25 protein-coding genes are annotated in these 23,878 nt (G+C 61.5%); 10 read left to right on the top strand and 15 right to left on the bottom strand.

Annotation, left to right across the window (positions count from 1 at the left end):
* Positions 1-73: 73 nt before the first annotated feature.
* Positions 74-1,093 carry a hypothetical protein gene (locus I7S92_RS17050; RefSeq protein WP_197646583.1) on the top strand — a complete coding sequence of 340 codons (1,020 nt, stop codon included), beginning with the start codon at positions 74-76 and terminating at the stop codon, positions 1,091-1,093.
* A 155-nt stretch (positions 1,094-1,248) separates the two neighbouring features.
* On the opposite strand, the gene I7S92_RS17045 is transcribed toward I7S92_RS17050, so the two are convergent.
* On the bottom strand, positions 1,249-2,055 hold the full coding sequence (locus I7S92_RS17045; protein ID WP_197646582.1) for a BrxR family transcriptional regulator: 807 nt from the start codon (positions 2,053-2,055) through the stop codon (positions 1,249-1,251).
* A 76-nt stretch (positions 2,056-2,131) separates the two neighbouring features.
* Between I7S92_RS17045 and I7S92_RS17040 the strand changes: the two genes are divergently transcribed.
* Both I7S92_RS17040 and I7S92_RS17035 read left to right on the top strand, forming a co-directional pair.
* The gene (locus tag I7S92_RS17040; RefSeq protein WP_197646580.1) at positions 2,132-3,274 is read left to right on the top strand and encodes an exonuclease SbcCD subunit D; all 1,143 of its coding nucleotides are present in this window, start codon (positions 2,132-2,134) and stop codon (positions 3,272-3,274) included.
* Positions 3,271-6,345, top strand: a complete 3,075-nt coding sequence (locus I7S92_RS17035; RefSeq protein ID WP_197646578.1) for an AAA family ATPase — start codon at positions 3,271-3,273, stop codon at positions 6,343-6,345. The genes I7S92_RS17040 and I7S92_RS17035 overlap by 4 nt, the downstream gene beginning before the upstream one ends.
* A 992-nt stretch (positions 6,346-7,337) precedes the next feature.
* On the opposite strand, the gene I7S92_RS17030 is transcribed toward I7S92_RS17035, so the two are convergent.
* A complete protein-coding gene (locus I7S92_RS17030) occupies positions 7,338-7,670 on the bottom strand; it encodes a type II toxin-antitoxin system RelE/ParE family toxin (protein ID WP_197646576.1) in 333 nt (110 codons plus the stop codon).
* A 559-nt stretch (positions 7,671-8,229) separates the two neighbouring features.
* Between I7S92_RS17030 and I7S92_RS17025 the strand changes: the two genes are divergently transcribed.
* On the top strand, positions 8,230-8,592 hold the full coding sequence (locus I7S92_RS17025; protein ID WP_197646575.1) for a bactofilin family protein: 363 nt from the start codon (positions 8,230-8,232) through the stop codon (positions 8,590-8,592).
* 30 nt (positions 8,593-8,622) lie between these two features.
* Here the strand turns inward: I7S92_RS17025 and I7S92_RS17020 are convergent, their stop codons facing one another.
* Positions 8,623-8,856: a WGR domain-containing protein gene (locus tag I7S92_RS17020; RefSeq protein WP_197646574.1), complete on the bottom strand. Its 234-nt coding sequence runs from the start codon at positions 8,854-8,856 to the stop codon at positions 8,623-8,625.
* 462 nt (positions 8,857-9,318) lie between these two features.
* Positions 9,319-9,648: a hypothetical protein gene (locus I7S92_RS17015; RefSeq protein WP_197646573.1), complete on the bottom strand. Its 330-nt coding sequence runs from the start codon at positions 9,646-9,648 to the stop codon at positions 9,319-9,321.
* Between the two features lie 168 nt (positions 9,649-9,816).
* On the opposite strand from I7S92_RS17015, the gene I7S92_RS17010 reads away from it, so the two are divergent.
* Complete coding sequence (locus I7S92_RS17010; protein WP_197646572.1) at positions 9,817-10,473, top strand: helix-turn-helix transcriptional regulator; 657 nt, start codon at positions 9,817-9,819, stop codon at positions 10,471-10,473.
* Positions 10,474-10,571: 98 nt separating this feature from the next.
* Here the strand turns inward: I7S92_RS17010 and I7S92_RS17005 are convergent, their stop codons facing one another.
* The 3 genes from I7S92_RS17005 to I7S92_RS23360 form a co-directional block, all read right to left on the bottom strand.
* Entirely contained in the window at positions 10,572-10,967 is a 396-nt protein-coding gene (locus I7S92_RS17005) for a hypothetical protein (RefSeq protein WP_242070255.1), read from the bottom strand.
* A 247-nt stretch (positions 10,968-11,214) separates the two neighbouring features.
* Positions 11,215-11,463 carry a P-loop NTPase family protein gene (locus I7S92_RS23365; protein ID WP_277922975.1) on the bottom strand — a complete coding sequence of 83 codons (249 nt, stop codon included), beginning with the start codon at positions 11,461-11,463 and terminating at the stop codon, positions 11,215-11,217.
* A 37-nt stretch (positions 11,464-11,500) separates the two neighbouring features.
* Positions 11,501-11,935: a ParA family protein gene (locus tag I7S92_RS23360; protein ID WP_277922974.1), complete on the bottom strand. Its 435-nt coding sequence runs from the start codon at positions 11,933-11,935 to the stop codon at positions 11,501-11,503.
* A gap of 562 nt (positions 11,936-12,497) precedes the next feature.
* Here I7S92_RS23360 and mobC point away from each other — a divergent pair.
* Genes mobC through I7S92_RS16985 form a run of 3 tightly spaced genes read left to right on the top strand, consistent with a single transcriptional unit; the run spans position 12,498 to position 17,389 of the window.
* Positions 12,498-13,100 (top strand): plasmid mobilization relaxosome protein MobC, encoded by a 603-nt coding sequence (mobC, locus tag I7S92_RS16995; protein WP_197646570.1) that lies wholly within the window; start codon positions 12,498-12,500, stop codon positions 13,098-13,100.
* Complete coding sequence (locus I7S92_RS16990; protein WP_197646568.1) at positions 13,087-15,414, top strand: relaxase/mobilization nuclease domain-containing protein; 2,328 nt, start codon at positions 13,087-13,089, stop codon at positions 15,412-15,414. Before mobC ends, I7S92_RS16990 begins: the two co-directional genes overlap by 14 nt.
* Positions 15,407-17,389 carry a type IV secretory system conjugative DNA transfer family protein gene (locus tag I7S92_RS16985; protein WP_197646566.1) on the top strand — a complete coding sequence of 661 codons (1,983 nt, stop codon included), beginning with the start codon at positions 15,407-15,409 and terminating at the stop codon, positions 17,387-17,389. Before I7S92_RS16990 ends, I7S92_RS16985 begins: the two co-directional genes overlap by 8 nt.
* Positions 17,390-17,650: 261 nt before the next feature.
* On the opposite strand, the gene I7S92_RS16980 is transcribed toward I7S92_RS16985, so the two are convergent.
* The 8 genes from I7S92_RS16980 to I7S92_RS16945 form a co-directional block, all read right to left on the bottom strand.
* The gene (locus tag I7S92_RS16980) at positions 17,651-18,673 is read right to left on the bottom strand and encodes a transglutaminase family protein (protein WP_197646564.1); all 1,023 of its coding nucleotides are present in this window, start codon (positions 18,671-18,673) and stop codon (positions 17,651-17,653) included.
* 156 nt (positions 18,674-18,829) lie between these two features.
* On the bottom strand, positions 18,830-19,363 hold the full coding sequence (locus I7S92_RS16975) for a hypothetical protein (RefSeq protein ID WP_197646562.1): 534 nt from the start codon (positions 19,361-19,363) through the stop codon (positions 18,830-18,832).
* Between the two features lie 78 nt (positions 19,364-19,441).
* Complete coding sequence (locus tag I7S92_RS16970; protein ID WP_197646555.1) at positions 19,442-19,621, bottom strand: hypothetical protein; 180 nt, start codon at positions 19,619-19,621, stop codon at positions 19,442-19,444.
* A gap of 90 nt (positions 19,622-19,711) precedes the next feature.
* Positions 19,712-20,518 (bottom strand): transglutaminase-like domain-containing protein, encoded by an 807-nt coding sequence (locus tag I7S92_RS16965; protein WP_242070264.1) that lies wholly within the window; start codon positions 20,516-20,518, stop codon positions 19,712-19,714.
* 34 nt (positions 20,519-20,552) lie between these two features.
* Positions 20,553-21,539: a hypothetical protein gene (locus tag I7S92_RS16960; RefSeq protein ID WP_197646553.1), complete on the bottom strand. Its 987-nt coding sequence runs from the start codon at positions 21,537-21,539 to the stop codon at positions 20,553-20,555.
* On the bottom strand, positions 21,536-22,009 hold the full coding sequence (locus tag I7S92_RS16955; protein ID WP_242070254.1) for a hypothetical protein: 474 nt from the start codon (positions 22,007-22,009) through the stop codon (positions 21,536-21,538). The genes I7S92_RS16960 and I7S92_RS16955 overlap by 4 nt, the downstream gene beginning before the upstream one ends.
* Positions 22,006-22,392, bottom strand: a complete 387-nt coding sequence (locus I7S92_RS16950; protein ID WP_197646551.1) for a hypothetical protein — start codon at positions 22,390-22,392, stop codon at positions 22,006-22,008. Before I7S92_RS16950 ends, I7S92_RS16955 begins: the two co-directional genes overlap by 4 nt.
* Positions 22,389-22,703 (bottom strand): hypothetical protein, encoded by a 315-nt coding sequence (locus I7S92_RS16945; RefSeq protein WP_242070253.1) that lies wholly within the window; start codon positions 22,701-22,703, stop codon positions 22,389-22,391. Before I7S92_RS16945 ends, I7S92_RS16950 begins: the two co-directional genes overlap by 4 nt.
* Before the next feature lie 257 nt (positions 22,704-22,960).
* Here I7S92_RS16945 and I7S92_RS16940 point away from each other — a divergent pair, with 257 nt between their 5' ends.
* Together I7S92_RS16940 and I7S92_RS16935 are read left to right on the top strand one after the other, a co-directional pair.
* Positions 22,961-23,401: a hypothetical protein gene (locus tag I7S92_RS16940; protein WP_197646549.1), complete on the top strand. Its 441-nt coding sequence runs from the start codon at positions 22,961-22,963 to the stop codon at positions 23,399-23,401.
* Entirely contained in the window at positions 23,398-23,811 is a 414-nt protein-coding gene (locus tag I7S92_RS16935; protein WP_242070252.1) for a hypothetical protein, read from the top strand. The genes I7S92_RS16940 and I7S92_RS16935 overlap by 4 nt, the downstream gene beginning before the upstream one ends.
* Positions 23,812-23,878 lie beyond the last annotated feature (67 nt).

Below are 23,878 nucleotides of genomic sequence, written 5' to 3'. Positions count from 1 at the left end.
TATCGTTGGCAGATGAGTTTTCTCTGACGCACGAACGCTAGTTCCCTTACCCGTACCTGTCTTAGGACCATCGATGATCCTCTACAAAACGATCGCTTTGCAGTTTGGGCGTTTCCTCGAGACTGGTCGGCCGGGCAATGAACTTGATTTCGTTGGTCGAAAGTCTCCAACGGACGAAACCCGGGTCAATCGCCGGGCAATCCTGACCGAGTTAGCCGGTGCCCGCATTTACTTGCTAGACCACCGCGCTGCAAACTATCTCGACAGCCTGCGCATGGATGTGCAGGGCATGCCGTGGGAGACCCGAGACGAGTCAGAGATCCAGAGCTACGTCCGCGACGTTGATTTTCCGCGCGAACTCGTGTGGGTCGAATACGACGCCCGACAGCTCTGGATGGACCGCGTCGCCAGGGGCCTGACCACCATGGGGGATCTTGACCTGAGGCATCTCTCACAACGAGGCTTTTTGTTCGACAACCGGTCGGAAGATTCGATGACCGTGCGGCTCTTCAACGGCATGACGGATCGAAGCTTCCTGGAGCCTCTAGCAACCCTCGTTCTCAGAAAGTCGGGTGGTCGCCCGGACTTCATTGACGCAGCTTGGCAGCCGCAGATGAACGTATTGATGGCACATGCCCGAGGCCGCACCGAAGAACACATCCAAGATGTGCAAGCCTTACTCGAAGAGCACAAAGGGCACGTCAGCTATGAGATGGTGATTGGCTTCATGCTGTTCGCGGCCTTAGCAGCACGCGAGGACGATCTCTTGTCGGACGAAGCATCCAGTCTTTCGCCCGAGCAGACGAAGACCGCCCGGAAGTTCGGCAAGACCTGGATGACGGAAACGCTCCGGTCCCATCTTACGATCCGCATCGGTCCATCGGGCGAGCGGCACCTGGTTGAGCGCGAGGCACGGCGTCAATTCGAAGCGGCCCGGGCTTCCGGCCGAGCGACACCAATCGAACACTGGGTAAGCGAGCATGAGCGGCACTACTCCAGCGGAAAAGTCGTCAGAGTTCGTGGACATAAGCGGGGCATCGTTGCGGACAAAAGCTTGCCGATCAGAGTTACTGGCCCGAAGTTGGAGAGCTGACCAGCGAGAATTTCTTCTTTGACCTTACCACCTAGCCAAGGAGTTCATCCGAGTCTTTGCCTGAATCAACAAGGGCAGCAAGCTTCGGCTCTAGTTGTGGGTTCGATCTTTATGACGAGCACGGTGAAAAGCGTCCCGGACATGGGAAATGTAGGTCAGCCAGAGTTTTTTATTTTTTGATATTCGACCCTTACCCGCTCAAGACGCGAGCCCTTCTCGTTCAGCCCCCATCGCCGATCAAAGAAGAACTCAAGAGCTTTCCGCGTTTCCACGCTCAGAAAATCGCCCTCGAAGCTGAACTCCCTTCGGACCACGTTGGCTTGCCGCTCTGAGAGCCCTGACTTCGGGCGCAGCCAGATGATTGCCCGAGTGTCCCAGTCAACGTCCTCCGGTAGTGGCTCGGCCTGGTTTCGTGCCTCAAACGAACTGTCAGGATCGATGCGGATGGGAAGGTAGTTTCGATATTCTCCATGCTTGAAGCTGTAAGCACGGACGTGAACGCTTTCACCGTCAGATGTGAAGCGAGTCGGCGCTATCCATTGCCCTTCGTCCGCTCCAGACGACATTGATGTGTAACAGACGTTGAGGGCCTTTCCCGACCTAATTGCCTGGTGAAGAAGCGCGATGGTCCTCTGATCTGCCTTCCGTTCTGGTCGTGGCAATGCGGACGATGGCTTGTTTTCATCGTCGCTCGCTAAGATATCGAAGGCTTCGATCAGGCTGGATGGTGCTAACGGCTCGTGCCCACGCGCAGCGATATAAGTCTTTCGCACGGGATCGTAGGTTGGCGGTGTGCTGCGCGCGAGATCGAGGTAGACTCGGAAGTCCAGCGCCGCCTGCGCAGTCGAGATACCGAAGCGCTCGATCAGATCCCTGCGGTTCGCGATCCCCCGCCAAGTCAGGCAGCGGTCCAGAAAGATCAGGCGCTCTCTCTGAGCGTGCTTAAGGTCGTCGAGTGTCATGGGCGCATCACTACCTTGACTCCCGACGATTTGTCCATATAGAAATTATACGAACAAAAATTATATGGATTAGGCCATGAGGATTCTCCACACCGCCGACCTACATCTTGGGCGTCAGTTCAACGGGATTCCTCTCGATGCCGACCACGGCGCAGTTCTTGACCAGATCGTATCGGCGATCACGTCCAACAGGGTCGATGTCCTTGTTATTGCAGGGGACATTTTTGATCGGGCGGCCCCACCGACGTCTGCTGTGCGCCAGTTCAATGGGTTCCTCGCGCGCGTAGCTTCGGAGACCGCTGCCGCTGTGGTCATGATCGCCGGCAATCATGACTCGGGGGATCGAATCGCCTCTATGTCAATCATGACCGACGCGCGGCGCGCGTTGATACGAGGAGCCATCAGAGCGGACGAACAGCCTCTAATCCTAACTGACGCCTACGGACCCGTGGCGTTCACGGGGTTGCCCTTCGCTTATGAGTATGCCGCCCGCGAATGCTTCGCTGATGAAGCCCTGCACACCCCTGAGGACGTCCTCACCGCTCAGGTGTCTTGTGGCAGGCGGAACATTCCGGATGGCGCGCGTTGGGTAGTCGTTTCGCATGCTTTTATAACCGGTGCATTGAGCAGCGAAAGTGAGCGACCTCTCACTCGGGTCGGAGGCGTCGAGACCGTTAGTTCTGCCGTGTTCGAAGGTGCTCACTATGTGGCGCTCGGGCATCTACACCGGCCGCAATCAGTCGGCGCTTCTCATATCCGGTACTCGGGATCGCCGTTGGCTTTCGGATTTGATGAATTTGACTGCCAGAAGTCGATGAGCCTCGTCGAGATCGATGCGGTCGGGCGAGCGGCGATAGAGACCATTCCCTTCGAACCCATTCGCCGGGTGCGCGTCTTGAAGGGACGACACGCTGAACTTCTCCTCGCGGAGCGATCTGACGATTTCATTAAGGTAGTGCTTACCGACGATGCACCCGTGATCGATGGAATGAAGCGCATTCGCGAGGTGTTCCCAAACGCCTGTGAACTTGCCTACGAGCGGAATGAACGCGCACCAGCGGCCAAGTTACTGGTCGGGCGCGCTCTGGCGCTTGCGAACCCTGTCGAGGTCGTTGGCGACTTCCTCGAACATGCGCGCGGAGACCGGCTCTCGGAAAACGAACTGGCGGTCGTGGCGGTAGCCCTCGGTCGTCTGCGTGAGACGGAGGATATGCAATGAGACCGGTTCGGCTCACGCTTCAGGCGTTCGGTCCCTATCCGGGTCGGGTCGTCATCGACTTTCGGGATGCCGTCGAGGCCGGCCTCTTTGGCATCTACGGACAGACTGGGTCGGGCAAATCAACCATCTTCAGCGCGATGACCTTCGCGCTCTTCGGAGAAGCGGCAAAGGCGGAGCAAGAGGCTCCATCGCTGCGCTCGGATCACGCCGATCCGGATGTAGTGACCGAAGCGGAGTTCGTGTTCGACATTGGAGAGCGGAGATATGTCGTCCTTCGCCGACCCGACCAGATGCGACCCAAGGCGCGTGGTGAAGGCGAGACTCGAAGCGCGCATGAAGCCTATCTGTTCGACGCGACCGGAATGGCGCTGGAGGCAATTACAGATGCGGCGCGGGGCAAGATCGTAGCCGAGAAGAAGGTGCGCGACGTCGACGCGGTTGTCATGGAGATGCTCGGATATGGCTCTGAGCAGTTCCGCCAGATCGTCCTGCTGCCGCAAGGGCGCTTCGAGAAATTCCTTTCGGCCAAGACGAAAGAGCGTCTCGAAATCCTGCGAGAACTCTTCGATGTCTCGCTGTACGAGAAGCTCATGGCTGAACTCAAGTCCGCAGCTGATGAGGCTGAACGGCAGGTGCGGGATGAACGTGCGCTCTGTGCTAGGCAGCTCGTGGCTGAAGGATTCGAGAGCACCGATGCACTGATCGCGGGCATCGAAACCGCAACTGCGAAATGTGCAGAACTTCGCGCGATCGAAGAAACCGGGAAGGCGACGGTGGAAGTTGCCGAGGAGGCGCTGCGCCTGGCGGAGGCCATCGAGGAAAAGTTCGTGGCGGCCGAAAAGATGAGGGAAAGGCTTCGTGCACTTGAGGCGCGGAAGGACGACGTCGAGGCGCTTGCCGAGCAGGCCCGAAAAGCCGAGCGCGCGCGCGGTCTGATCGATGTCGAGGAACGTGTGAGGGACGTCGAACGCGAGGTTAGGGAAGCCGAGAGCGCGCGCGAAAAGGCAGACGGGGCTGCTGAGCTTGCTGCCAGAGAAGCAGAGAAGGCGGCAGAGGTGCTCCGGCGTGAGGAAGACCGTGCTGACGAGGTCGAGACCCTTCGCCGGACAAGCGACGAACTGGAGAGGTATGGCCGAATCCTGGAGGCCGCAGCCGATAGCAATTGGGCGGTCGAAACCGCACTGAATGAGCAGCGGGACGCTGAAGACGCTTTTCAGGCGGCAAAGGCTCAACTGACCAAGCTGCAGGAGACGCGCGCCTCTAAAGACGTCGTGCTGAAAGCCGCGCGCGAGACGGAGACGAAGCGCGCCGAGATGGCGGGCCGGCGCGCGGATCTCGACAAACTGCATCTGGCAGCCAAGGCCCACGAGGGCGCTTTGCAGGATGTTGCAACGGCTCAGGGCGCTGTCGAAGAACAGCGACGGAAGTCTGAAGCTGCGTCAGGAAGGGCCGAGCGCGCGCGACAAAATTATGAAACGGCCGAAGAGAACCTTGCGGCCGCACAGGCGCTCCACCTTGCGACAAGATTGGAAGCAGGGTCGCCGTGTCCGGTCTGCGGCGCAACCGACCATCCTGCGCCGGCGACTGGCGAAATCGGTGGTGCCGGCCTGGACAAGGCATTCAGAGAGTCACGAGAGGCATGGCTGTCCGCCGATCGCGAAGCTAGGCAAGCCGGCGAAGCACTAGTCGGGGCGCAAGCGACGCTCGAGGAGCGACGGAAACGGTTGTTCGCCCTGGAGACGCCAGAAGAGCGTGCGGAAGTCATCGCGGCGCAGATCGGTCGTGAGGACGCCGCACTCGCAGCGCTTGGGCCCCGGGTCGACATTGCTGCTGCAGAGGCTGGGATCGAGGAACTGGGACGGCAGATCGAGGAACTTGAGCGGAAACGCGATGAGTTGCGGGACTGCCTCGATGAGCGGCGGAACAAGGCAACTGAGGCCAAGGCGGCGCGCGATGGCAGGCTTTCCGAGGTACCGGAAGACCTGCGCGATGCGCCGGCGCTCGCGGCCACACTGAAGAAGGTGGCCGGATCGTTGGAGTCGCTTCAGACGGCGCGGACCGCGGCGGAAAAGGCGCTTAGCTCCGCGCGCGAAAAGGCACTCGGCGCGGTCAAGGATCTCGAAAGCGCGGACAAGGCGCTCGCGGACTGCAAGACGCGCCATCAGAAGGCGGTGGAGGTCTTCCGTACCAGACTGGCTGGCGCTGGCCTCACAGCAGAGGCGTTTCAATCCCTCAAGCCGGCCATCGAAACTCTCGATGAGGATAGAGAAGCCGTCGAGACCTACCTGCGCGAGCACAAGAGTGCGTCTGATGCAGCCACAGATGCCGCCTCTGCGATCGGAGGGATGTCCCGGCCTGATCTCGAAGCGCTACGGGAAACGCACCAGACCCATGCCGAAACGCTCGGCAGGGCGACCGAAGAGCGCATTGCCGCCCGGAGCCGTGTTGACCAACTGGATAGGCTCAGAACGGGGATGGAAGAGACCCTGCGCAAGCTTGACGAAGCTGAGTCGGCATCCGGCCCGCTGCGCGGACTGGCAGCGCTGGTGAACGGGCAGAACTCGCAAAGACTGACGTTGGAGACATTCGCGATCGGCGCGATGTTTGACCAGGTGCTGGAAGCCGCTAACCTGCGGCTCGCCCCGATGACCTCCGGCCGCTACAGGCTTGAACGAGATCTCGACGGGGCCGGACGCGGTAGCCGCGGGCTCGGCATCCAGGTGTTCGATTTTCACACCGGGAAGTCGCGCGCCGCGAGCACCCTCTCAGGCGGCGAGACGTTCATCGCCGCACTTGCTCTCGCACTGGGTCTTGCCGACGCGGTCGAAAGCGCGAACGGTAAGGTCCGGCTCGACACGATTTTCATCGACGAGGGGTTTGGAAGCCTCGACACCGAGAATGGGTCCGGCACGCTCGACCTGGTCCTCCAGGTTCTCAACTCCATCGTTCGACAGAACCGAGCCGTGGGTCTGATTTCGCATGTGCCGCTCGTCCAGGAGGCGATCCCGAATGGCTTCTATGTCAGGAAAGGAATCGCCGGGAGTAACGTGGAAGAAAGAGGGCTTGTCTGATGGGGCATCGGTGGATCCCAAGACGCTCACATTCGCGGCGGCTGCCGGACGGCAGGACCACTGAAGTCCGTGCAAGTTGGGTGTTGCAGCATTCGTCAGACGAGAAGAAGCGCCGTAGACTTCGTCACCAATGCCCCATTTGCGGAACCGAAGTCATCACGGTGCGAATGCCCAACGGAGGGAGCGCTCATTTCGAGGGTCGAGAAGGACTTTCAAGGATCAAGCATCCCTGCCTCCACTTGGGCGAGCGACTTTCGCGTAAGCGAGATGAGAAAACAGACGACCTTTTCAATAGCTGTGGAGACTAAGAAATGCCGAAATATCGAGATGTAGATGGCGACTCAGGTGTAATCGGTTATGAGTACGGCCCAGATTGGATTGAAGTAGAGTTCGAAAAGGGGGCTAACCGGTTTTTTCGATATACGTATTTGAGTGCCGGGTCTGAGCATGTTGAAAAAATGAAGCGACTGGCGGATGCTGGCGAGGGCCTCAATTCATATATAAATCGATATGTAGTACGCAGGTACGCCTCCAAACATTGATCGCTTCCGATGATCAGATGCCGTGGCATTGCGATATGCGATATCGCCTCATCGAATGTTCAGCAATAGGCCGGTAGCGCTTCTGAAAACGATGTAAATAACGGCCGCTCTTGCGAATGGCCCTCGAAAACTTGGCGTCCCCCTTCCGACCTGAATCGCTATCTGTATTGGCCTAGAAAACGGCAGTTCTCCGCCGGACCTGCGGATGATACGCGGGCACCGTCGCATGACCGCTCACCACCCGCGCAGGTCCGGCGCGCGGTCACCTCGCCGTGCGCTGCATGACTGACCGCTTTCTCGATTTCGCTGCGCTCTTCCTGCTGCGGTGCCGTCAGACGGTTTTCCGCCCATCGCGTCACTGCATATGACATAATCAAAATTATGCGTCTCGATTCTGTAGCCGCAAAGTAGAACTGTCGCACACGCCCTTCTCGCCACGACGCACCTCGGTCATCCGCTGAAGGACTTCCTCGTTTCGCCGCCGGTCATCCAGTCCTGCCCGCCGAAGGCAACGAGTGCGACAAAGACACAGTTCCTGTTGAGATCTGCGCGGAACACGACGGTAAGACGATGGCCGCGGCCGCCATGGCGGACCAGCCATCCGTCCAGCGGTGGCGCCAAGCGAACGCCTGACGTCGGGTTGGCAGCGATGTCGGCGATAAGATGATCGATCTCATCAAGGCGCCTGCCGGCGGCGTCGAAGTCCCCTCCGGTCACTTCGACGATGTGATCTACCAATGCAGCAAGGTCTTGGTCGACCAAGGGATGTCGAACGATGCGCATCAGGCAGTGGTGCCATCGGTGGCCTTTGCAAGTCGGGCGAGATGTGCGCGAGCGCCTGACGTGATGGACTCGCCCGTTCGGACGGGCTCCCAAGCATCAGGGGGCAGCGTGAGGCGCCGCTGCACTTCGGCTTCGAAAAGAAGTCGCTCCCGCTCCCGCGCTGCCCGCGCGCGTGCCATCTCGCCAGAGACCGCAGCACTTATGTTCGGATACTCGCCGCTCTCGACCAGCTCTCGGGCGAAGTTGAAAGCTGCATCCGTGAAGCTGACACTCTGTTTGTGTACGCCCATCATCGTCTCCGTCGGTAGTCCATTGGAGCACCATAGCCTTCCCGCTGAATGTTTTCAACGATCGGAAGCGGGAGATGATCTTAAGGCCTTGGATGAGCGATAGACGTAGAATCTATAGCTCATGACACGGGCAGAAGAACCTTGCCGGACGAGTTGTGCAATGCCGAGGACTGCCGCGCTTCTTCGCCGATCTCCGCGCCGCACGTTGCCCTTTCATTTCGCTTCTGATCCAGTCTGCCGGCACGAAGTTGAGCTGAGGCGGCACCCAGATGAAGATACCACATGGCGACCTCGACCGTTGGCCGGACCCGGCCGGCGCAAACGCGCGCCGGAGTGTTCTCGCCCAAGACCTTGTCGTCGAGGGGGATGTCACTTCCAGCGGTCCAATCGACATGCACGGCAAGATCATGGGCTCGATGCGCGCGCCCGATATCGTCATTGCCGGCTCCGGTCGGGTTGAAGGCTCCGTCGTCGCCAACGACCTCTCCGTGCTGGGAGTGGTTTCCGGCATGATCTCGGCGCGCAACGTCCAACTCGCGTCTAGCGCAGTTGTGCATGCCGACGTCAGCCATGAACGGATTGCAGTCGAGGCAGGTGCCGAGCTTGAAGGCCGGCTGCAGAGCAGAGCCTAAAGGACAGCCTGGCAGGTCAAACGCGCGCATTCAGAGCGCCGCGAAGTAGCCCCGTTGCGCCTTCTGGCGCAGGGCTAGGGCTGCGGCGGTCTCCGCCTCCTCAGATGTCGCCCAGGTTTCGACGCTTGTACGTCCGTGCGAACCGATGCGGCCCCAGCTACGCAACACGGAGACTTCACCGAAAAGCGTTGGTGCGATGTTAACGTGATCGAACCGGGCCATGTTTGCCTCGGCATTGACGCGGTGAAAATGGACTGGCTGCATGGTACCTCCCGCAGGAAGCGTGACCTCCCGGCGGAACCAAGTCCAAACAGCTTTCTGAATCTATTGGCGGGACTCGTTCCAAACGTTAATGAGCGCCTCGGCTTTACTGCTGGACCACTTCTCTGAGAGGAACAGCCGGTTTGCAAGCCGATCGTTTAACCTGATGCCCGGTCACGGATTGACCGATCGACTGGGAGATTGTCTGTATTCGCATTCCGCATTTCCGCAGTCAGTACGGAGCGCACGTTCTTCACGCGTGGCCCAAACCAAGCCGGCTGTCGGTCCCCATTGTTCCACTCGTACATGTAGCCGACAGGCTCGTTCGTCTCTGCGCAGACCAGACGTGCGACCGGTCGGGCACAAAGGCGCGGCTCTTTTTTCATGATACTTCCCGTTGTGATATTGGTCGCAGGGCGTACCCCGGCCCTGCCCTTTGGCGCTTATGACCGACGGTCGGACGGTTCAGACATTGCCTTGCGGCATGAGACCGCACCAAAGCCTGTCGAAGTGCTCGGCAGACCCGTCAGGAACCTGCTTCGCGATCAGGCGAGCAGCGTGTGCGGTCGCCCGGTGACCACCTATCCAGAGGATGTACTGTCCCGCATCCAGGAGGCGCGCATAGTTCTGGTCTCTGGCGAGCTCATGATCGTCTTGCGCAAGTCCAGTTGCGAGCAAGCGCTCGTAGGAAATCGCGGCATTCTCCCAGGCTACCAAGAATGTCGCCACCAGATCGGCCGCAGTAGAACTGGCAGTGTCGGTCGCAATGTGCGGCATGCTTCGGTGATGGATCACGTCTGTTCCCTCCGGATTGGATTAGCCCAGTAGCTGCAGCCATCGGACAGTCGGCCTTGCTTGGCCGGGGGTGTGACATGCACGCTTAGGTTGTTCCAGACGGTTACCAAATCTGGTAATCCACTCCCAACCGCATCTTGCACGCGCTATTGACCCGCAGGAGGCGCCATGCTGCACAATATCTTGCCAAACATCGAAAACCTCGAAGCGCGTCTGGGTCGGATCGTGCCGGTCGGTCACATGCTGGCCCTTAACATTCGGCATCTGACACCGGAGTTTTTTCAGTCGACCTATCCTCCAGACTGGGTCAACATCTACACGGAACGCCGTTATGTCATGTTCGATCCAATTGTTGCTTGGGCCCGCTTCTCAGTTGGTTCGACGCGATGGAGCGAGATCCCTGCTGGGTTTTCTCGCGGTCCAGGACTACACATTTTGGAGCATGCCAGCCAGTTCGGGCTGAACTATGGTGGCGTGGTCTCGTCGAGAGGACCTTCCGGGAGTCACTGCCTCTGTGTGCTGTCTGGCGCACGCGAAGACCGTGAGTTGCGAGCGATTGAGCTGCAGAGCCTGGCAGAAATACTCAACGAGATCGTCGACGCGGTTGGTGAACATGCTGGCCTAACGGAAGTCGAACTGGAAGCCTTGCGGGATCTGGCTGCAGGAATGACGCATAACGAAATCGCTGATCAGCGTGGTGTGAGCCCCGCAACGATCAAGAAACGCTTGGAGCGTGCGCGGGAGGTGCTCGGGGCGCGTAATGCAGTACACGCCGTTGCCATTGCCACACGTCGCGGGCTGATTTTTCCTGACCCGACGTTCTGAATAGCCGCCAAGGCAGTTAGCGCTCACCTGCCACGCCGCCTGATGCCATTTCGAGTGTAAACGGCCGAGCATTTGCAGTGTGTTGGGTTCAAAAAAGTTCAAGCCGAATACGTGGCTCGCTTCGCAATCTGGTCCAGAATTGCGTCGATTTCGGCCCAGACACGGGGCTCCAACTGCCCGCGGATCAAGGTCCACTTGCTCAACACGTCAAGCGGGTCATTGGCGCGCTGGAGAGCGGCCACTGCGCTGGCATCGACTGCCAGCGATGTGCGCGCGCGCCATTCGGTGATCCGCGTGCGCTGCTCTTCCGACGGGGGGACGAACTCTGAACCAAGCTCCCAGTTCTTCACCGCACGGCGCAGGGCGGCGCGGATGACATGGGTTGGATCGACGCCGCAGTCGATCAGGGCTTCCTCCTGCCGTTCCAGCGCGTTCACCCGGATGTCGATCTTGCGCGTCGCCGGACTGCGGCGTGGGCGGATGGGAGATACCATGGCCGCGGATGCTGCACGCCCGGCTGTCTCCTGTCTGGGCTGAGGTGCGGGCGCAGGCTGCGTACTTGGCGGCGAAACAGCGTGACTGTCCAAGACCACAGGCTCGACGTTTGCAGCTTCTGGCATCGTCTGAGCTCGCAGAAACTCTTCCCTTCCCGGGTCTTCTCCCACCTCTGGACGCAGGGATGCAGCATAAGCCGGGTCGGGCCGTGTGATGGTCGGGATCTTCTTCCTCACAACCCTGTCCTCACGCGGCCAGGATGTTGTTGAGGATGTCGGTCGCCTCTTCGAGGGCCTCGACCACATGCCGCACATGGAGGCGCATGAGGGGGTTCGGATCGGCCTGCTTCTGCAGGGCTACAGCGTGCAGGAGGCCCTTCTCGTCCATCTCCTTGTAAACATTCCGGCGCATCATCACGGTTTCGACCACCGGGAACCGTGCAATCGCCGCCTCGATGAGTGCGGCATCGGCGCGCGTGGTTTTTGGGTCGACCATGTTCAGAACGACATGGTGTCGCGGCAAGCTTTCTGGGTCATCGACGCGGGCGCGGAGCTTTTCGAACCACTCGGCGGTCTGCGCGCCGACATCGAGGGTCGGAGGTCGAGAGCATCACCGGGGTCACGATGTGATCGGCCAGAACGGCGATCCCGTCGGACCATTCGGCCCCGACGCCTGCCGTGTCGATGAAGATGAAATCTGCCGAGTCCGCTGCATAGACCTGCTCGATCCGGCGATCCACGGCGCCTACGCTCTCGACGCTCGCAGAGCGCAGGAGCGGTGATCCCAATCCCGCAGCTTCCGCCCGCTTGTGCCAGGTGCCGAGCACGCCTGTGCTGTCAGTATCGATCAGAAGGACGCGACGGCCAGCGGCAACAGCAGCGCTGATTAGGGCGCGCGAGAGTGTGGTTTTGCCACTCCCCCCCTTCCGGGCCATCGCAGCGATCACCACGAGATTGTCGTTCGGCATGGGGGCGGACCTCTCACAAGAATAGTGAAACGCAACAAAGATGTTTCGGCGTCGCTAACCCCCGTGCGCGGCGGCGTCAAGCAGAAGACGGGATGCGGGCTGCCTCAGACGGAACGCGGGGCGCATGGTGCGTCGCGCAGGGGACGGAAGGCACCACGCTCGCGACGCCTGACGTTCTCCCGTCCGCGCGATGCGGTCCCCAGATGACGCGCGACATGCGACATCGGCCATAGTGCGCGACGCAGGAGGCGCGACGCATACCGCACGGGAAGTGGACCATCGGGCACCACGCGCGATGCGGGCAGCACGGGCGATCTGACACTCGCCAGAGGACGTGATGCGGGGCGCGCAAAACGCAGTCCAAAGGACGCGATGCGCGGTGCCGGGAGCGCGGGACGCGTTGCATTGAGCGCCGTGCGCGCTGCATTTACCAAAGGACGTCAAATCGGCCTGCCGGGCCGATTTTCTACATTGAGTACAAGCCCTTGGTGCCTTCTCCGCTTGTGCTGGGAGAAGGCGGGCTTGTACGAAGTTGGCAAGAAATAGGAACGTTAACTTCAAAATGTCACGCGGCCGCAGACTGACCGAAACCGAGCGCCTGAGTATCGCCGAAGAGCGATCGCAGGGCGTCGCCGCTGGCGATCTCGCCACCCGCTACGGGGTCAGTCTCAAGTCCGTCTACAACGCGGCAAACCACGCGGCGGATCGGCAGACGGCGAACGGCAGTCGGCCAAAGGTGATTGGCGTGCGCGTCAGCCCGAAGGAGCTACAGCGCTTCGACGCGGCTCTTGCGCGCTACGGCGTCCTCCATCGCTCGGATGCTCTGCGCTGTCTTATCCTGGCCGCCGACGACATCCTGCGCCCGGATGAGGGCATGACAGACGAGCTGCGAAACTTAAGCGCGGCGCTGAATCGGGTTGGCAACAACGTGAACCAGGTCGCGCGCCGCCTGAATGAAGCGAAGCTCAAGGGCGAGCGTCTGCCTTACACCCCCGCCAGCCATGCCGAGATCCGTGACCTCGCGGTGCTCGTCTTCGACATGGCCGACCAGATTCAGGAGATGTTCCGTGCGCGCCGCCGACAACTGAACCTCGAGGTCACCAAGGCCCTCGCTGGTCTGGCGCGGCTGCAGGCGGAGCAGGTGGTCGAGCATGGCGCGGAGTGAGGCGCGCGGTGTCGGGCCTGCCCTCTTCGATCGCGACTGGAGCCGGGTCTCGGGCAGCTGGCAGGGGCTGGCGAAGAACGCGCAGATGGTCCGGGCTGCGCGGGGCTATTCGCCTGCCATCTTCAAGCCGATCTCGAAAGGCGGGTGCCACACGGGTGCGCAGCTGAAGGCTCAGTTGACCTACCTTACCACCAAGTCGAGCCACATCCTCGACAGCCGCGGCACCCATGATGGCAAGAAGACCCTGACCGAGGCCGAGATCGACCGGGTCGTGCGGCGCTTCGAGAACCAGTGGGGCGAGCGGCACAGCCCGAAGCTCGGCCATACCTCGCATCTTCTGATGGCGTTTCCCGCGGGCACCAGCGGCGAAGAGGTGCGCGCGATAACCGAGGCGGTGTGCGAGCGGTTCTTTCAGGGTGAGGGGTCGCAATTCGACTATATTGCTGCAATACACCAAGATCGCGCGCATCCACACGCGCATATCGTTCTGAACCGCCGCAGCAAGGATGGCGAAATGTTCTTTCTCGGGAAGGATCACCACTTCAACTACGACGCCTTCCGGGTGGCGATGGTCGAGGCGGCGCAGGTCCACGGGATCCGGCTCGAGGCCACACGGCGTCTTGACCGAGGGGTCACGACCTACCGTGCCGAGATCGACGAGGTCTACAAGGCACGTGACGAAGGCCGACCGCCGGTCGAGCGCCGGCGTACGGGGACCGACCTGGCCGCAGCCCTGGAGACGGTGGCGCGTAACGCGCTGACCTACCGAGGCTTATCGGTCGAGGCGTCTCGGTCGACCTTCGACGATGTGGCCGAGGCGCTCGAGCGGGCCAGCACCATCCTTGCCAGTGGCGGTCAGATCCAATCTGACGGAGCCATCACCATGTCCCAAGACGAAACAGCCTTCGATACGCTGATTACCGAGTTTTCTCAGAACATCCGTCAGATCGAAGCCGCGATCGACCGGGCGCCCGCAGCCGCGCGACCGGAGATCGAGCGCAAGCTCACTGATGTGCTGGCATCGGTCGCGCATCTCAATCCGCTCGGGGACCGCTCGGCAACGCTGCTCGACGCACCATCGCGGGACGGGGTCTATGCCCGAGCCAACATGCGCGAGGGCCAGATGGGGCGTCTCGACGACGACGCAGTGAAGGCACGCCTCACCGAGGCGCTGCAGGGCACGGGTATCGATCCCGAGGCAGTCGCCGCCCGTATGCGTGAGGGGGCCGGCAATGCCGCGCTCGAACGGCAATGGCTGGCACAGGACCTGCGCGCCATTGCCAAATCGGGCGATCTCGATCTGGAGAAAGGCGATGACCGCGAGGAAGCACTGGACCGGCTGGAAGCCGTCCATGTCCGTTTGGGCGACACCCTGACAGATGCGCGCATCCTGCGGGCCGTCGATGAGGTGGATGACACGAAGGATGACCCCGTTGCCTTGGCCGAGCGCGCGACAGGCGAACCCGACATCTTTGCCCCGTCCGAGCGCCGGGATTTCCAAGACCTCGTTGTCCAGTTCCGTCGGACGGATTTCGACCATCCCTTCTCGGACGATCCGTCCGTCCGCAGGGCTGGAGCTGTAGAGGTGGAAGATGCCCGCGCCGCCTTCAACGCTTTCGCGCAGCGGTCGCCTTATCATGCTGAACTGGCCTCGATGGCTTGGGACAAGATCACGAACAGTCGCAAGCCGCAGGAGTACGCCGTCGACGAAAAGGACCGAACGCTCCACGCCGGCGACATAGACATCGCGCTGCGCGATCCCATGCAGCATCTCGGCCCGATCACGGAAGACGACCGCATCCTCGCGCGCTACCGCGCCGAGATGCCGGACGAGGAGTTTGGGGCGGCGGTACAGGAGGAAATCAACCAGCTGCGCGCCATGGGGGCGTCCCGCGCGTATATCAGCGAGCGAAGCTTTGAGATCGAGGATCAGGCGCGGCAGGCGTATGCCGAACGGCGTTTCATGGCTGAGACCGCCCCTGATGTGATGACCTTCCTGCAGCGGGCCGAGGCCGAGGATGTGAAGCCGTTCTCCGAGACCGACGGGCAGCGCCTGGTCGCCCAGATCAACCGCAACCTCACGCCGAACGCTGTGATTGCCCTCCGCGCAGGACACGCGGATGTGCTGGACAAGTTCACCGAGGACCCACTTCGGCAGTTGGAACTCGCCAAGGCCTATCTGGAGAGCAGCGAAGTAACGGCCCATGGCCCGGCCATGGAGCGGGTGCTGGATGCCCTGGCCGAGGAACAAATCGAGGCGCAGCGCGCCCGCCATGCCGCGGCCCACGGCGAAAAGGGGATCTCCCATGGATAAGGGCAAGATCGCGGGCGGCATCCTGAGCCTGACGCTGGTCGGCCTCGCCATCGGCTACGTCGTCGCCACAGGCTACCTGACCATCCGTTACGGGCTGTCGACGCAGCACTTCGACATTACCCTGCTTGCGCGGGAGTACCGGGCGCTTGGGCTAACCGCCCCGCGCGACTTTCTCTGGGTAAACCTCATCCTCGCAGGCTTTGGGATCGCCGCGCTGCTGCTGAGCGTCACGCTGCTCGGCGATGCCCTGACCCGCTTCGGCACGACGCATTGGCAGACCCGGGGCGAGATGAAGCGCAACGGCTTCTTCGCCAAGCCGGGCGGCGGCTTCCTTCTCGGTAAGCTCGGCCCCCCGAGATCGAAGCGCCCCTTCCTCGTGTCAAAAACCTTCCCGCATGCGCTAATCGTGGCGCCCACGGGCCGGGGCAAGGGCGTGGGTTTCGTGATCCCGAACCTGCTCACCTACAAAGGCTCGGCCGTGGTGCTGGATGTGAAGGGCGAGAACTTTCGCGAGACATCACGCTTCCGCGCCAGCATGGGCGACAAGGTCTTTCGGTTCGCGCCGACCGACTGGGACCGGCCCACCCATCGCTACAACCCGCTGGCGCGCATCGCGGCGATGACCAATCCCGATCGGCAACAGATGGAGCTGAAGCTCACCGCCAAGCTCTTCCTGCAGACCGACAACGAAAAACTGAGCGGGCTCTTGGCTGGCGGCATCGACATCTTTGTGGCGGCGGGCCTTCTGGCTTTCGAGCGCGGCGTGCCGACCATCGGCGAGATCTACCGCATCACCGCCTCAGGCGGTGACAAGCAAAAGGAATACCTCAAGCGCGCGCATGAGGTGAAGAACACCTCGGCCAAGTTGATCTTCGAGCGCATGGCTTCGACCAACAACGACACCCTGACCTCCTACCTCTCACTGCTGATGACCTCCGGTCTCGACACCTGGGACAACCGCGCGATCGATGCGGCCACTGCGACCTCGGACTTCTCCTTCCGGGACATCCGGCGGCGGCCGCACGCGATCTATCTCGTGGTCGAATCCGAGATGATCCGCCCCCTGGCCCCGCTGATCCGGCTGTTCTTCTCTGACCTGATCGCCTCACTGCATGCGCAGGAGCCAGCCGAAGACGAGCCTTGGCCTGTGATGATCATGCTCGACGAGTTCGATCGGCTCGGAAAGATGCCGATCGTGGCTGAAAGCATCAAGACTCTGCGCTCCTTCGGTGGGAACCTTGCCATCGTCACCCAGACCATCCCGGCGCTGGACGAGATCTATGGCGAAAACACCCGCAGGTCGCTGCAGGGCGGCGCAGGTGTGAAGCTCTATCTCACCCCGTCCGAGCAGAAGACGATCGAGGAACTGAGCCAGGCCGTTGGCAAGACCACCAAGCGCGTTGTGACCAGGTCACGCGCTGTCGGGCGCAACCCGTTCGAGGGGCGTAGCGTGTCCGAGCGGACAGAGGACACGCCGCTCCTCACCGAAGATCAGGCCCGGCGGATGGACCTCGACGAGGTGATCCTCGTGATCGACGCGCAGATGCCGATCCGGGCGCGGCGGATCAAGTATTTCGAGGATCCGGCGCTGAGGGTGCTTCACGCAGGTCAGGTGGGGAGTTTCCCGTACCCTGACGAGGACGGGCTGAGGCGCGATCGGCAGATGACTGAGACCCGCGAGACCGTGGAGAAGCTGAAGCTGGAACTGCAGGAGGTGCGGGTGGCTGCAGGGGCGCAGGGGTCTGGGACTGCGTCCCCGTCGCTGACGGTTGAGGCATCTGCAGCGGAGGCGCAGCTGTCGAAACCCCCACTATCAGGCCGCGTACGAGGCCGAGCTGCCCGCGCTGCGGCGGGCGGTGGTGGAGCAGGTCAGCTTTCACTGGAACTTACGCGTCTGGGGCTCAAAGAAGCAGACAGGGCAGAGTTGGCAGCGGCCGTGCAGACGACGCGGGAAATCATCGAAGCACATGGGTGAAGTATTGCCGCTCCATGGGCGGCGTCGGGCTGACATCTGGGAAGTTGCACAAGGATTGCACAGCGGTACCTCCTACCCGCTTCGAGTTGCTACGAAGTCGGTCTGATCCTCCAGAAGAAATCCGAGAGCGCCCTACAAAAACTGGTTTGATGGGCGAATGGCGGAGGGGATGGGCCTGACTTCCAACCTACTCCGGTCTTTAAAGCATTGTTATGGATAGGTTTAAACCAGCAGGCGCAAGCCAGTCCCACCCAAAGGCCATCAGACGAGCGCGATGTCCGCCTCGCCTCTTGGGGCCAGGAGCGGGTTGTCTTGTGCCGAAGCACTCTCCACTCTTACGAATACCTCCATTGAGAGCAAATCGACGTTCGTTCCGACAAAGTTACCTGCCACCGGGGTCACCTGTGCGATGTTTCGGGCCACGGCGAGGGGTATCAGTTTCCGGGACCCGAAGCTTCGGTTCGTGGGATCGAAGGCAATCCATCCGGCACCGGGGACAAATATCTCGACCCAGGCATGGGTGGACCCGGAACCCGCAGACCCAAAGAGGCATTCTTCCGCGTCTGACAGATAGCCGGATACGATGCGGGAACCGAGCCCAAGCGTGCGCGCGGCTTCGGCGAACAGGACCGCAAGATCACGGCACGAGCCCCATCGCCGGTCGAGCGTCTCGATCGGTGCCTGGGTGCCTTCAGTGTCGCGGCTCTGGTAGGAAATCTGGGTGAACACACCATTGCTGATGTCCTTCAGCAAGGACAGCGTGTCGGTCGGGCGCGCCATGACAAAGCCCTCGACCCAAAGGGAAAGCCGACCGTCCGGGTCGGGATATTGTGGAACAGTCAACGCGCCCAGATCCGTCCATTCGTCGTCGGCGTAGACAAAGGGGTACTGCGCGGCCGAGGCGGCGATGGCAAAGACCGGCCATGCAGGCGCGGTGAGATCCACTGTGGCACGGCTCTCGATCACCAGATGATCCGTCACGTCGTCAAAGACGGCGGTGGCGACAGCGTTGCCGGCCACGTCGTGCGCCCAAGTCACCGTCGCCGTCGGAGAAATGGAGAGGGCATGTTCCAGTAGTCGCAGTTCCCTTGTTTCTCGGGGACGTAGCATCAACCGATGGGGTCCAAGAGGGACGTTTTGACGGTATCTGTAGGTCGTGGTGTGAACGATCTCGAGGCAGGCCAAAATGATGTTCCAGTCAGGATTGAGGAAGACGGCGCGCGGCTGCGGGATCAGCGGCGGCGAGATGCGCCCGCGCTGAGGGCGCGGCGTTCCGCCAGGCATTCAACCCCTTGCAGCGTCGGCAAATCCGTTCCCCGAAGCCTTCGCTCCAGAACGAGGTTTCGCATCGCAGGCATCGGCGTTCTTGCGGAACATCACCCACGGCCCTTGGGGTCGCGATGTCCGGTACGTCACCCTCGGCGATGGCCTCGTCCGCCATCACGTTTTCCCCGCAGCCAGACGGGTGCGCAAGGACGGCGGCGAGTCCGGTCGTGAAGGCATGCCTTCGTTTTCGGCGGTCCGGATCGACTCTTCGTCCCGCGCTCCTCGGGCGGTCGTCTTCGAAGGCGGCGCAGCCAGATTCGGATCGGATGTCCCAGACCCGGAATAAAGATGTCGCAGGTGCGCCTCGGAGACCCCGTCGGCCTTCATCACGAGCTGTACCATCGGATCAGCCAGCATTTCTTCAAGGAAAAAGTCGGACAACTCCCTGCCGGTCAGCTTGTCCCTGGCGCGTGCTTGGTCGAGGTCGGCAAGGGAAACAGTAAGAGTCCGTGCAAGTCCCGGATGAGATATCCGGGAATGAAGCTTCACAAGGACGGAGGCTTTCCAGGCTGCGGGATCCCGTTGATCAGGGGGCGAAGCCACCTCCGTTTCGATCTCGTACTCTCCCGCCGGGAGAATCTCGTCAAGGCCCGGAACGATGAAGGGTCGGGAAAAAATCGCAACGGTCTTGCTTCTCAGATCTTCCATTGGCGCGCTCCTTTCCCATGGGTGCTGTGGGCGGTCCGCGCCCCTCACGGGAATGAGGCGCGTAACCGATGTACACCCTCAAGATGTCTTGGGTTTCGCGGGTGCATCCTTGCCAGAAGCCTTGGGCTCGGTCTCCTTGGCAGGGGTCGTCGCTGTTTTCGCAAGCTTGGGCTTTAACGCAGCCGCAGCCCTGGCGGTCAGGTCCTTGAAGGACAATTCATCGATCCTTTGATTTTCCGACGCCAACTCCTCGTCCATTTCGGACCGGGATAATTCGCATCGGTACTGAACATATGGGGGCTGGCGACCCGAATTGCGATGGTGCATCGAAAAAGAAGCCGAGGTCAGTCAGGCCAATTCATCCGTCCAGACCTTGAATTCCATCAAAGTGTTCTGGCCGAATGTCTGGGTCAGAGGGACATCGGCAGCATCGCGACCGCGAGCGATCAGTATTCTCGCAAACCTTGGCTTGTTATTGCGCGGGTCGAACGTGTGCCATTTTCCGGCAAGGAATACCTCGATCCAGGCAGCAAAATCCCCAGGCGGATGAGGCAGAGGTTCACCGATGTCGCTTAGGTATCCGGTGCAGTAGCGGGCCGGGATGTTCATGCAACGACACAGGGCGATGGCGAGATGGGCGAAGTCGCGGCAGACACCCTGCCCCTCGGCGAGGGTCTGCGATGCGGTGCGCGTCGCCTTTGCCTGCATGTAGTCGAAGCGGACATGTTGATGCACGAAATCGCAGATCGCCTGGACGCGTGACCATCCGGGGTCAGCGGTCTCGAACAGGCGCCACGCCTCCTCCGACAGAAGGTCGGTATCGCAGTATCGGCTGCCCTGCAGAAACACGAGGGTCTCGAACGGCAGATCCTGAACCGCGTGCTGCTGCGCGCCGGGCATGGAGGGATCAGGCTGGCCCGTGTCGCGAAAGATGCCATCCGTCGACAGGCAAAAGTCGCCCGCCGGAGCAACGAGACGCGTGCACCAGTTGCCGAAACCGTCACGGTAGCTTTCAAGCGGCACGCTCGGCAACGTGACGAGATAGTCGGCACGCTCCAGATCGCCGAAGCGCGAGTAGTGGACGTTCAGCATCGCAATCAGCGGCGTCGACTGCGGGAAGCTGTATCGGAGACCACACCCTATGCTGACGCGCATGCCGGACACGCGGCTGCGCATCGTTCTGTCACCCTCATCTTCCAAGGACGCACGCCCCGTCCGAAAGCTGGAAACCTCGATTGCAGCTCCACCGGTTGCCGGATCGGTCGAGATAGGCGTTCTCCGGCAGATCGATGGCGACGCAGGCGCCATTCAGCACCTCGTATCCGCGCTCGCAGCTCCAGCCCGGTCCATAGGATGCCTCGTCCAGATAAGCATTCGATGGCACGACAACGGCGTCGCATCGGTCGTCGATTCTGACGAAGCCTCTCTCACAAGCCCAGGCGGCGCCGTAGTCTGCGTTGGTCAGATACGCGTTCTCTGGCACGGCAATCGGCGAACATGTCTCTGCAGCGGCCTCATAGCCACGATCACAGGTCCATCCCCTCCCCGAGGCATCGTCCGTCAGGTAGGCACGCTCGGGCAGAACAATGGGCACGCATGCCTCGTCCTCCTGCCGGAACCCGCGTTCGCATTGCCAATCGTAACCGGAAGACCGGAGGAAGGCATTGGCGGGCACCGGGATGGGATTGCACGCCGTCCCGTCCACCTCCTCGTACCCTCGGTTGCACTCCCACCCCGTCCCGTAGGAGCGCCCGGTTGGATAGGCATGCTCGGGGATGTCGAGAGGCAGGCATTCGGCGCCCTCTACCCGGTAACCGAGATCGCAGACCCATCCGCCGCCATGGCTGCGCGGCTGGGCGTTCTCCGGCATTGGACCGGTTCCATCCTGCGCAAGCACGGGAAAGGTGAAAGAGGCGATCACACCGGCTATGGCTGCCGTCCGTGCGATCAGCCTCGCCAAGGGATGTCTCATCGCAACTTGTTCCTTGGCGGACCAGAGCCCGCCGGTTGCCGCGCGAGTCCTAGATAGCCCATGCGTGAGCGTTCCGGTCAGCCGTTGAGTGGGCGGGGCCGGTAGCGGGGAGGCTCTGGAATTCGGTCTCATTGGCATGCCTTCGTTCTCGGCCACCTGGATCGAGAAGTCTGTCGGGACTGTGGGGTGGGTGCTGCTGGTCATCGGGGCGACAATTTGTGCAAGGCCGCAGCCGCAAGGGCATGCTCCTTCCGGTGGTAGTCGCCACGAAACCTGCCATCGACCTGCACCTCCCAGATGCCGTTTCTTTCGCGAACCTGAACCCCACCGCGCTGTGCCGGCCGGTCCATCGAAGAATCCTGCGCTCCTCTGCTTCTCGGCGGCACGGGTTTCGTGTCGGTCATTTCCAGCTCCTTCGCCTTTGGCACGCGCGCTTCTCCGAGGAGCATCACAGCGCGAATGAATTCTGCCGCATAATCATCGGTTTCGCGGTGGTCGTGTTCGCGCTGGGTCACATTCATCGGCTCCACGAACCGTTCTCGCAGGTGGTCCACGAAACGCGGTTCGGTACGGGCCATGTAGGCGATCAGAGCTTGCAGGATCCGTTCATGAGCCAGCACACGCCGTTCGAGCTCGGTGGTCTCTGGGGATGCTATCGGCATGGCGCGGTTCATCCTTCATCGACCGCGCTTTCCGGGCGCTCCGGCAACGAGTCCACATCAAGGGCTGCGAGGCAGGCCTGCGCGATATCGCGGTTCGGAGCATCTGTTCCGGGCACCGTCGCCCAGCCCGCCTCCATCAGGGCATCGCGCCTCTGGTAGGTCGAGGCGGCCCGGATCGTTTCAAGCTTTTCGGCCCGTGCTGGGTCAGACTGTGCCATCTCAAGGCAGACCGGCACCATGGAAGCGACGACATCGTCCTGGGACATCGCTATTGCCCTGTCATGCGCGGTTCCGCCGGTCACCCAGCCGCCCCAGGTAAAACCGACTACGCCGACGAAAACCGCACCGATCACCGCACCATAGATGCCGGGCTTGAGCCATTCGGGAGTATTCATTTCAAGTCCTCCTGCGGAGAAGGCGCCGCCTCGCCGTGATTGTTCTTCTCAGTCGCGGCCCGATCCCGGCTCAGCGCCTCTTTCAGGTCGCTGTTGGAAATCGGCCGCAACTCTGTCCGTCCCGCATGACCGCCCCTTCCGCGCACCGTCAGGTAGGTCGCGGTCCGGCGATACGCCTCGAAGCTGGGCCCTTGTAGAAGTTCTTCTTCGACAAGAACCTCGTAGTCGCCCGGGGGCAAATTGCCTGGGTATCCCGGCAACGCGAACGGGTTCGAAAACGTCACCGTCGATCTGGTCGACCGCATGTTCATCTCTGGTCTCCGCGATGTTGGCAGGTCCGTCGCTCACCACTGTTGACAGCCCCTTTGAGTGCGGGACGGACCAGTCGAACGATTGAGTGTCTTGTACCTCGGGATCGTTCGGCTGGCGCTGACGCATGTTAGTCCCGGTCACCGAACCGGCTGCGACCTTCCTGAGGGCCGTCGCCTGTACTGACCTGTGTAAGGGCGACGAGACCGACCTGCGCTTATCCTTTGGGAAACGGGGGCGATCTGCGTTCCTTCAACCCTTGAAAGGATTGGTTATGGCCGACCCCAGTGTACTCAACCCGCACCCACCCGAGTTCGATCGGTCTCTCCAAGCGTCGGTCGGCGCAGATCAAAACGGATACACCGTGACGGTCCTCTCGACTCTCGCGCGGATAGGCCTCGATCCATGGAGAGAAACCGCCGAACTGGTCACGCTCGGGCGCGACGCCGCGCGGGCACGCTTGGGAACGCTTCTTGCCCGATTTCGGGACGTTCCTGCGCTCGGCAGCGATTACGGCAGGATCGCACGAGACCTGAGCCAGCTGCTACCCGAAGGACCGACATCAGGTGCCCTGCAGCGCGCTGCATCGACGGTGGCCGATGGCCGCCCGGGAACAAGCGGAGCGATCTGGGCGGTGCTCGCGATCATCTTTGTGCTATTTCAGACGTTCATTGTTGTCGGGTCGGGGTCAGGCGAATGACCGTATCAACCGGGAACGCAAGGACACCGCCCCATGCGGCACACAAGTCCGGCACGCTATCGCCGCGTGAACAGGGCGTATTGTGGGATTTGGAGGAGCACTTCTGGACCAGTGGCGCCGATAACGCGCGGGCGACGACAGCGACCAACGCCGTCATGGTCTTCCCCTATCCGCCCGGCATCCTCCAGGGCGACCAGATCTGGACCCACCTTCGCGAAACCACAGGCTGGCGCTCCGTCGTCATGGCCGAACGGCGCGTGATGCGGTGTCGTGACATCGCCGTTCTCACCTATCGTGTCTCGGCGGAGAAAGCCGACGTGCCGATCTACAAGGCACTCTGCGCCTCGACGTACCTCAACGATGACGACAGCTGGCTGAGGATTTCCCACCAGCAAACTGCGGTGACTTGAGAAGCGCAGAGGCAATCAACCTTCCGCAGGCGCCGGGGCTAACCTGCGTCAGTGCGGCGTGGCGCTG

Origin of the sequence: Tabrizicola soli, assembly GCF_015999335.1 — a bacterium.
Classification (GTDB): domain Bacteria; phylum Pseudomonadota; class Alphaproteobacteria; order Rhodobacterales; family Rhodobacteraceae; genus Tabrizicola; species Tabrizicola soli.
Note: the sequence above shows the minus strand (reverse complement) of the source record. Positions and strands in the feature narration are given on the sequence as shown.

Coding starts and splice junctions, on each gene's coding strand:
- mobC (WP_197646570.1), top strand. CDS start 12,498: ATGTCACGCGGCCGCAGACTGACCGAAACCGAGCGCCTGAGTATCGCC.
- I7S92_RS16985 (WP_197646566.1), top strand. CDS start 15,407: ATGGATAAGGGCAAGATCGCGGGCGGCATCCTGAGCCTGACGCTGGTC.
- I7S92_RS17040 (WP_197646580.1), top strand. CDS start 2,132: ATGAGGATTCTCCACACCGCCGACCTACATCTTGGGCGTCAGTTCAAC.
- I7S92_RS16950 (WP_197646551.1), bottom strand. CDS start 22,392: ATGAATACTCCCGAATGGCTCAAGCCCGGCATCTATGGTGCGGTGATC.
- I7S92_RS16970 (WP_197646555.1), bottom strand. CDS start 19,621: ATGGACGAGGAGTTGGCGTCGGAAAATCAAAGGATCGATGAATTGTCC.
- I7S92_RS17050 (WP_197646583.1), top strand. CDS start 74: ATGATCCTCTACAAAACGATCGCTTTGCAGTTTGGGCGTTTCCTCGAG.
- I7S92_RS17010 (WP_197646572.1), top strand. CDS start 9,817: ATGCTGCACAATATCTTGCCAAACATCGAAAACCTCGAAGCGCGTCTG.
- I7S92_RS16935 (WP_242070252.1), top strand. CDS start 23,398: ATGACCGTATCAACCGGGAACGCAAGGACACCGCCCCATGCGGCACAC.
- I7S92_RS17005 (WP_242070255.1), bottom strand. CDS start 10,967: ATGGTATCTCCCATCCGCCCACGCCGCAGTCCGGCGACGCGCAAGATC.
- I7S92_RS23360 (WP_277922974.1), bottom strand. CDS start 11,935: ATGCCGAACGACAATCTCGTGGTGATCGCTGCGATGGCCCGGAAGGGG.
- I7S92_RS17030 (WP_197646576.1), bottom strand. CDS start 7,670: ATGCGCATCGTTCGACATCCCTTGGTCGACCAAGACCTTGCTGCATTG.
- I7S92_RS16945 (WP_242070253.1), bottom strand. CDS start 22,703: ATGAACATGCGGTCGACCAGATCGACGGTGACGTTTTCGAACCCGTTC.
- I7S92_RS16990 (WP_197646568.1), top strand. CDS start 13,087: ATGGCGCGGAGTGAGGCGCGCGGTGTCGGGCCTGCCCTCTTCGATCGC.
- I7S92_RS16965 (WP_242070264.1), bottom strand. CDS start 20,518: ATGCGCGTCAGCATAGGGTGTGGTCTCCGATACAGCTTCCCGCAGTCG.
- I7S92_RS16980 (WP_197646564.1), bottom strand. CDS start 18,673: ATGCCTGGCGGAACGCCGCGCCCTCAGCGCGGGCGCATCTCGCCGCCG.
- I7S92_RS17035 (WP_197646578.1), top strand. CDS start 3,271: ATGAGACCGGTTCGGCTCACGCTTCAGGCGTTCGGTCCCTATCCGGGT.
- I7S92_RS17020 (WP_197646574.1), bottom strand. CDS start 8,856: ATGCAGCCAGTCCATTTTCACCGCGTCAATGCCGAGGCAAACATGGCC.
- I7S92_RS17045 (WP_197646582.1), bottom strand. CDS start 2,055: ATGACACTCGACGACCTTAAGCACGCTCAGAGAGAGCGCCTGATCTTT.
- I7S92_RS23365 (WP_277922975.1), bottom strand. CDS start 11,463: ATGGTCGACCCAAAAACCACGCGCGCCGATGCCGCACTCATCGAGGCG.
- I7S92_RS16960 (WP_197646553.1), bottom strand. CDS start 21,539: ATGACCAGCAGCACCCACCCCACAGTCCCGACAGACTTCTCGATCCAG.
- I7S92_RS17025 (WP_197646575.1), top strand. CDS start 8,230: ATGAAGATACCACATGGCGACCTCGACCGTTGGCCGGACCCGGCCGGC.
- I7S92_RS16975 (WP_197646562.1), bottom strand. CDS start 19,363: ATGGAAGATCTGAGAAGCAAGACCGTTGCGATTTTTTCCCGACCCTTC.
- I7S92_RS16955 (WP_242070254.1), bottom strand. CDS start 22,009: ATGAACCGCGCCATGCCGATAGCATCCCCAGAGACCACCGAGCTCGAA.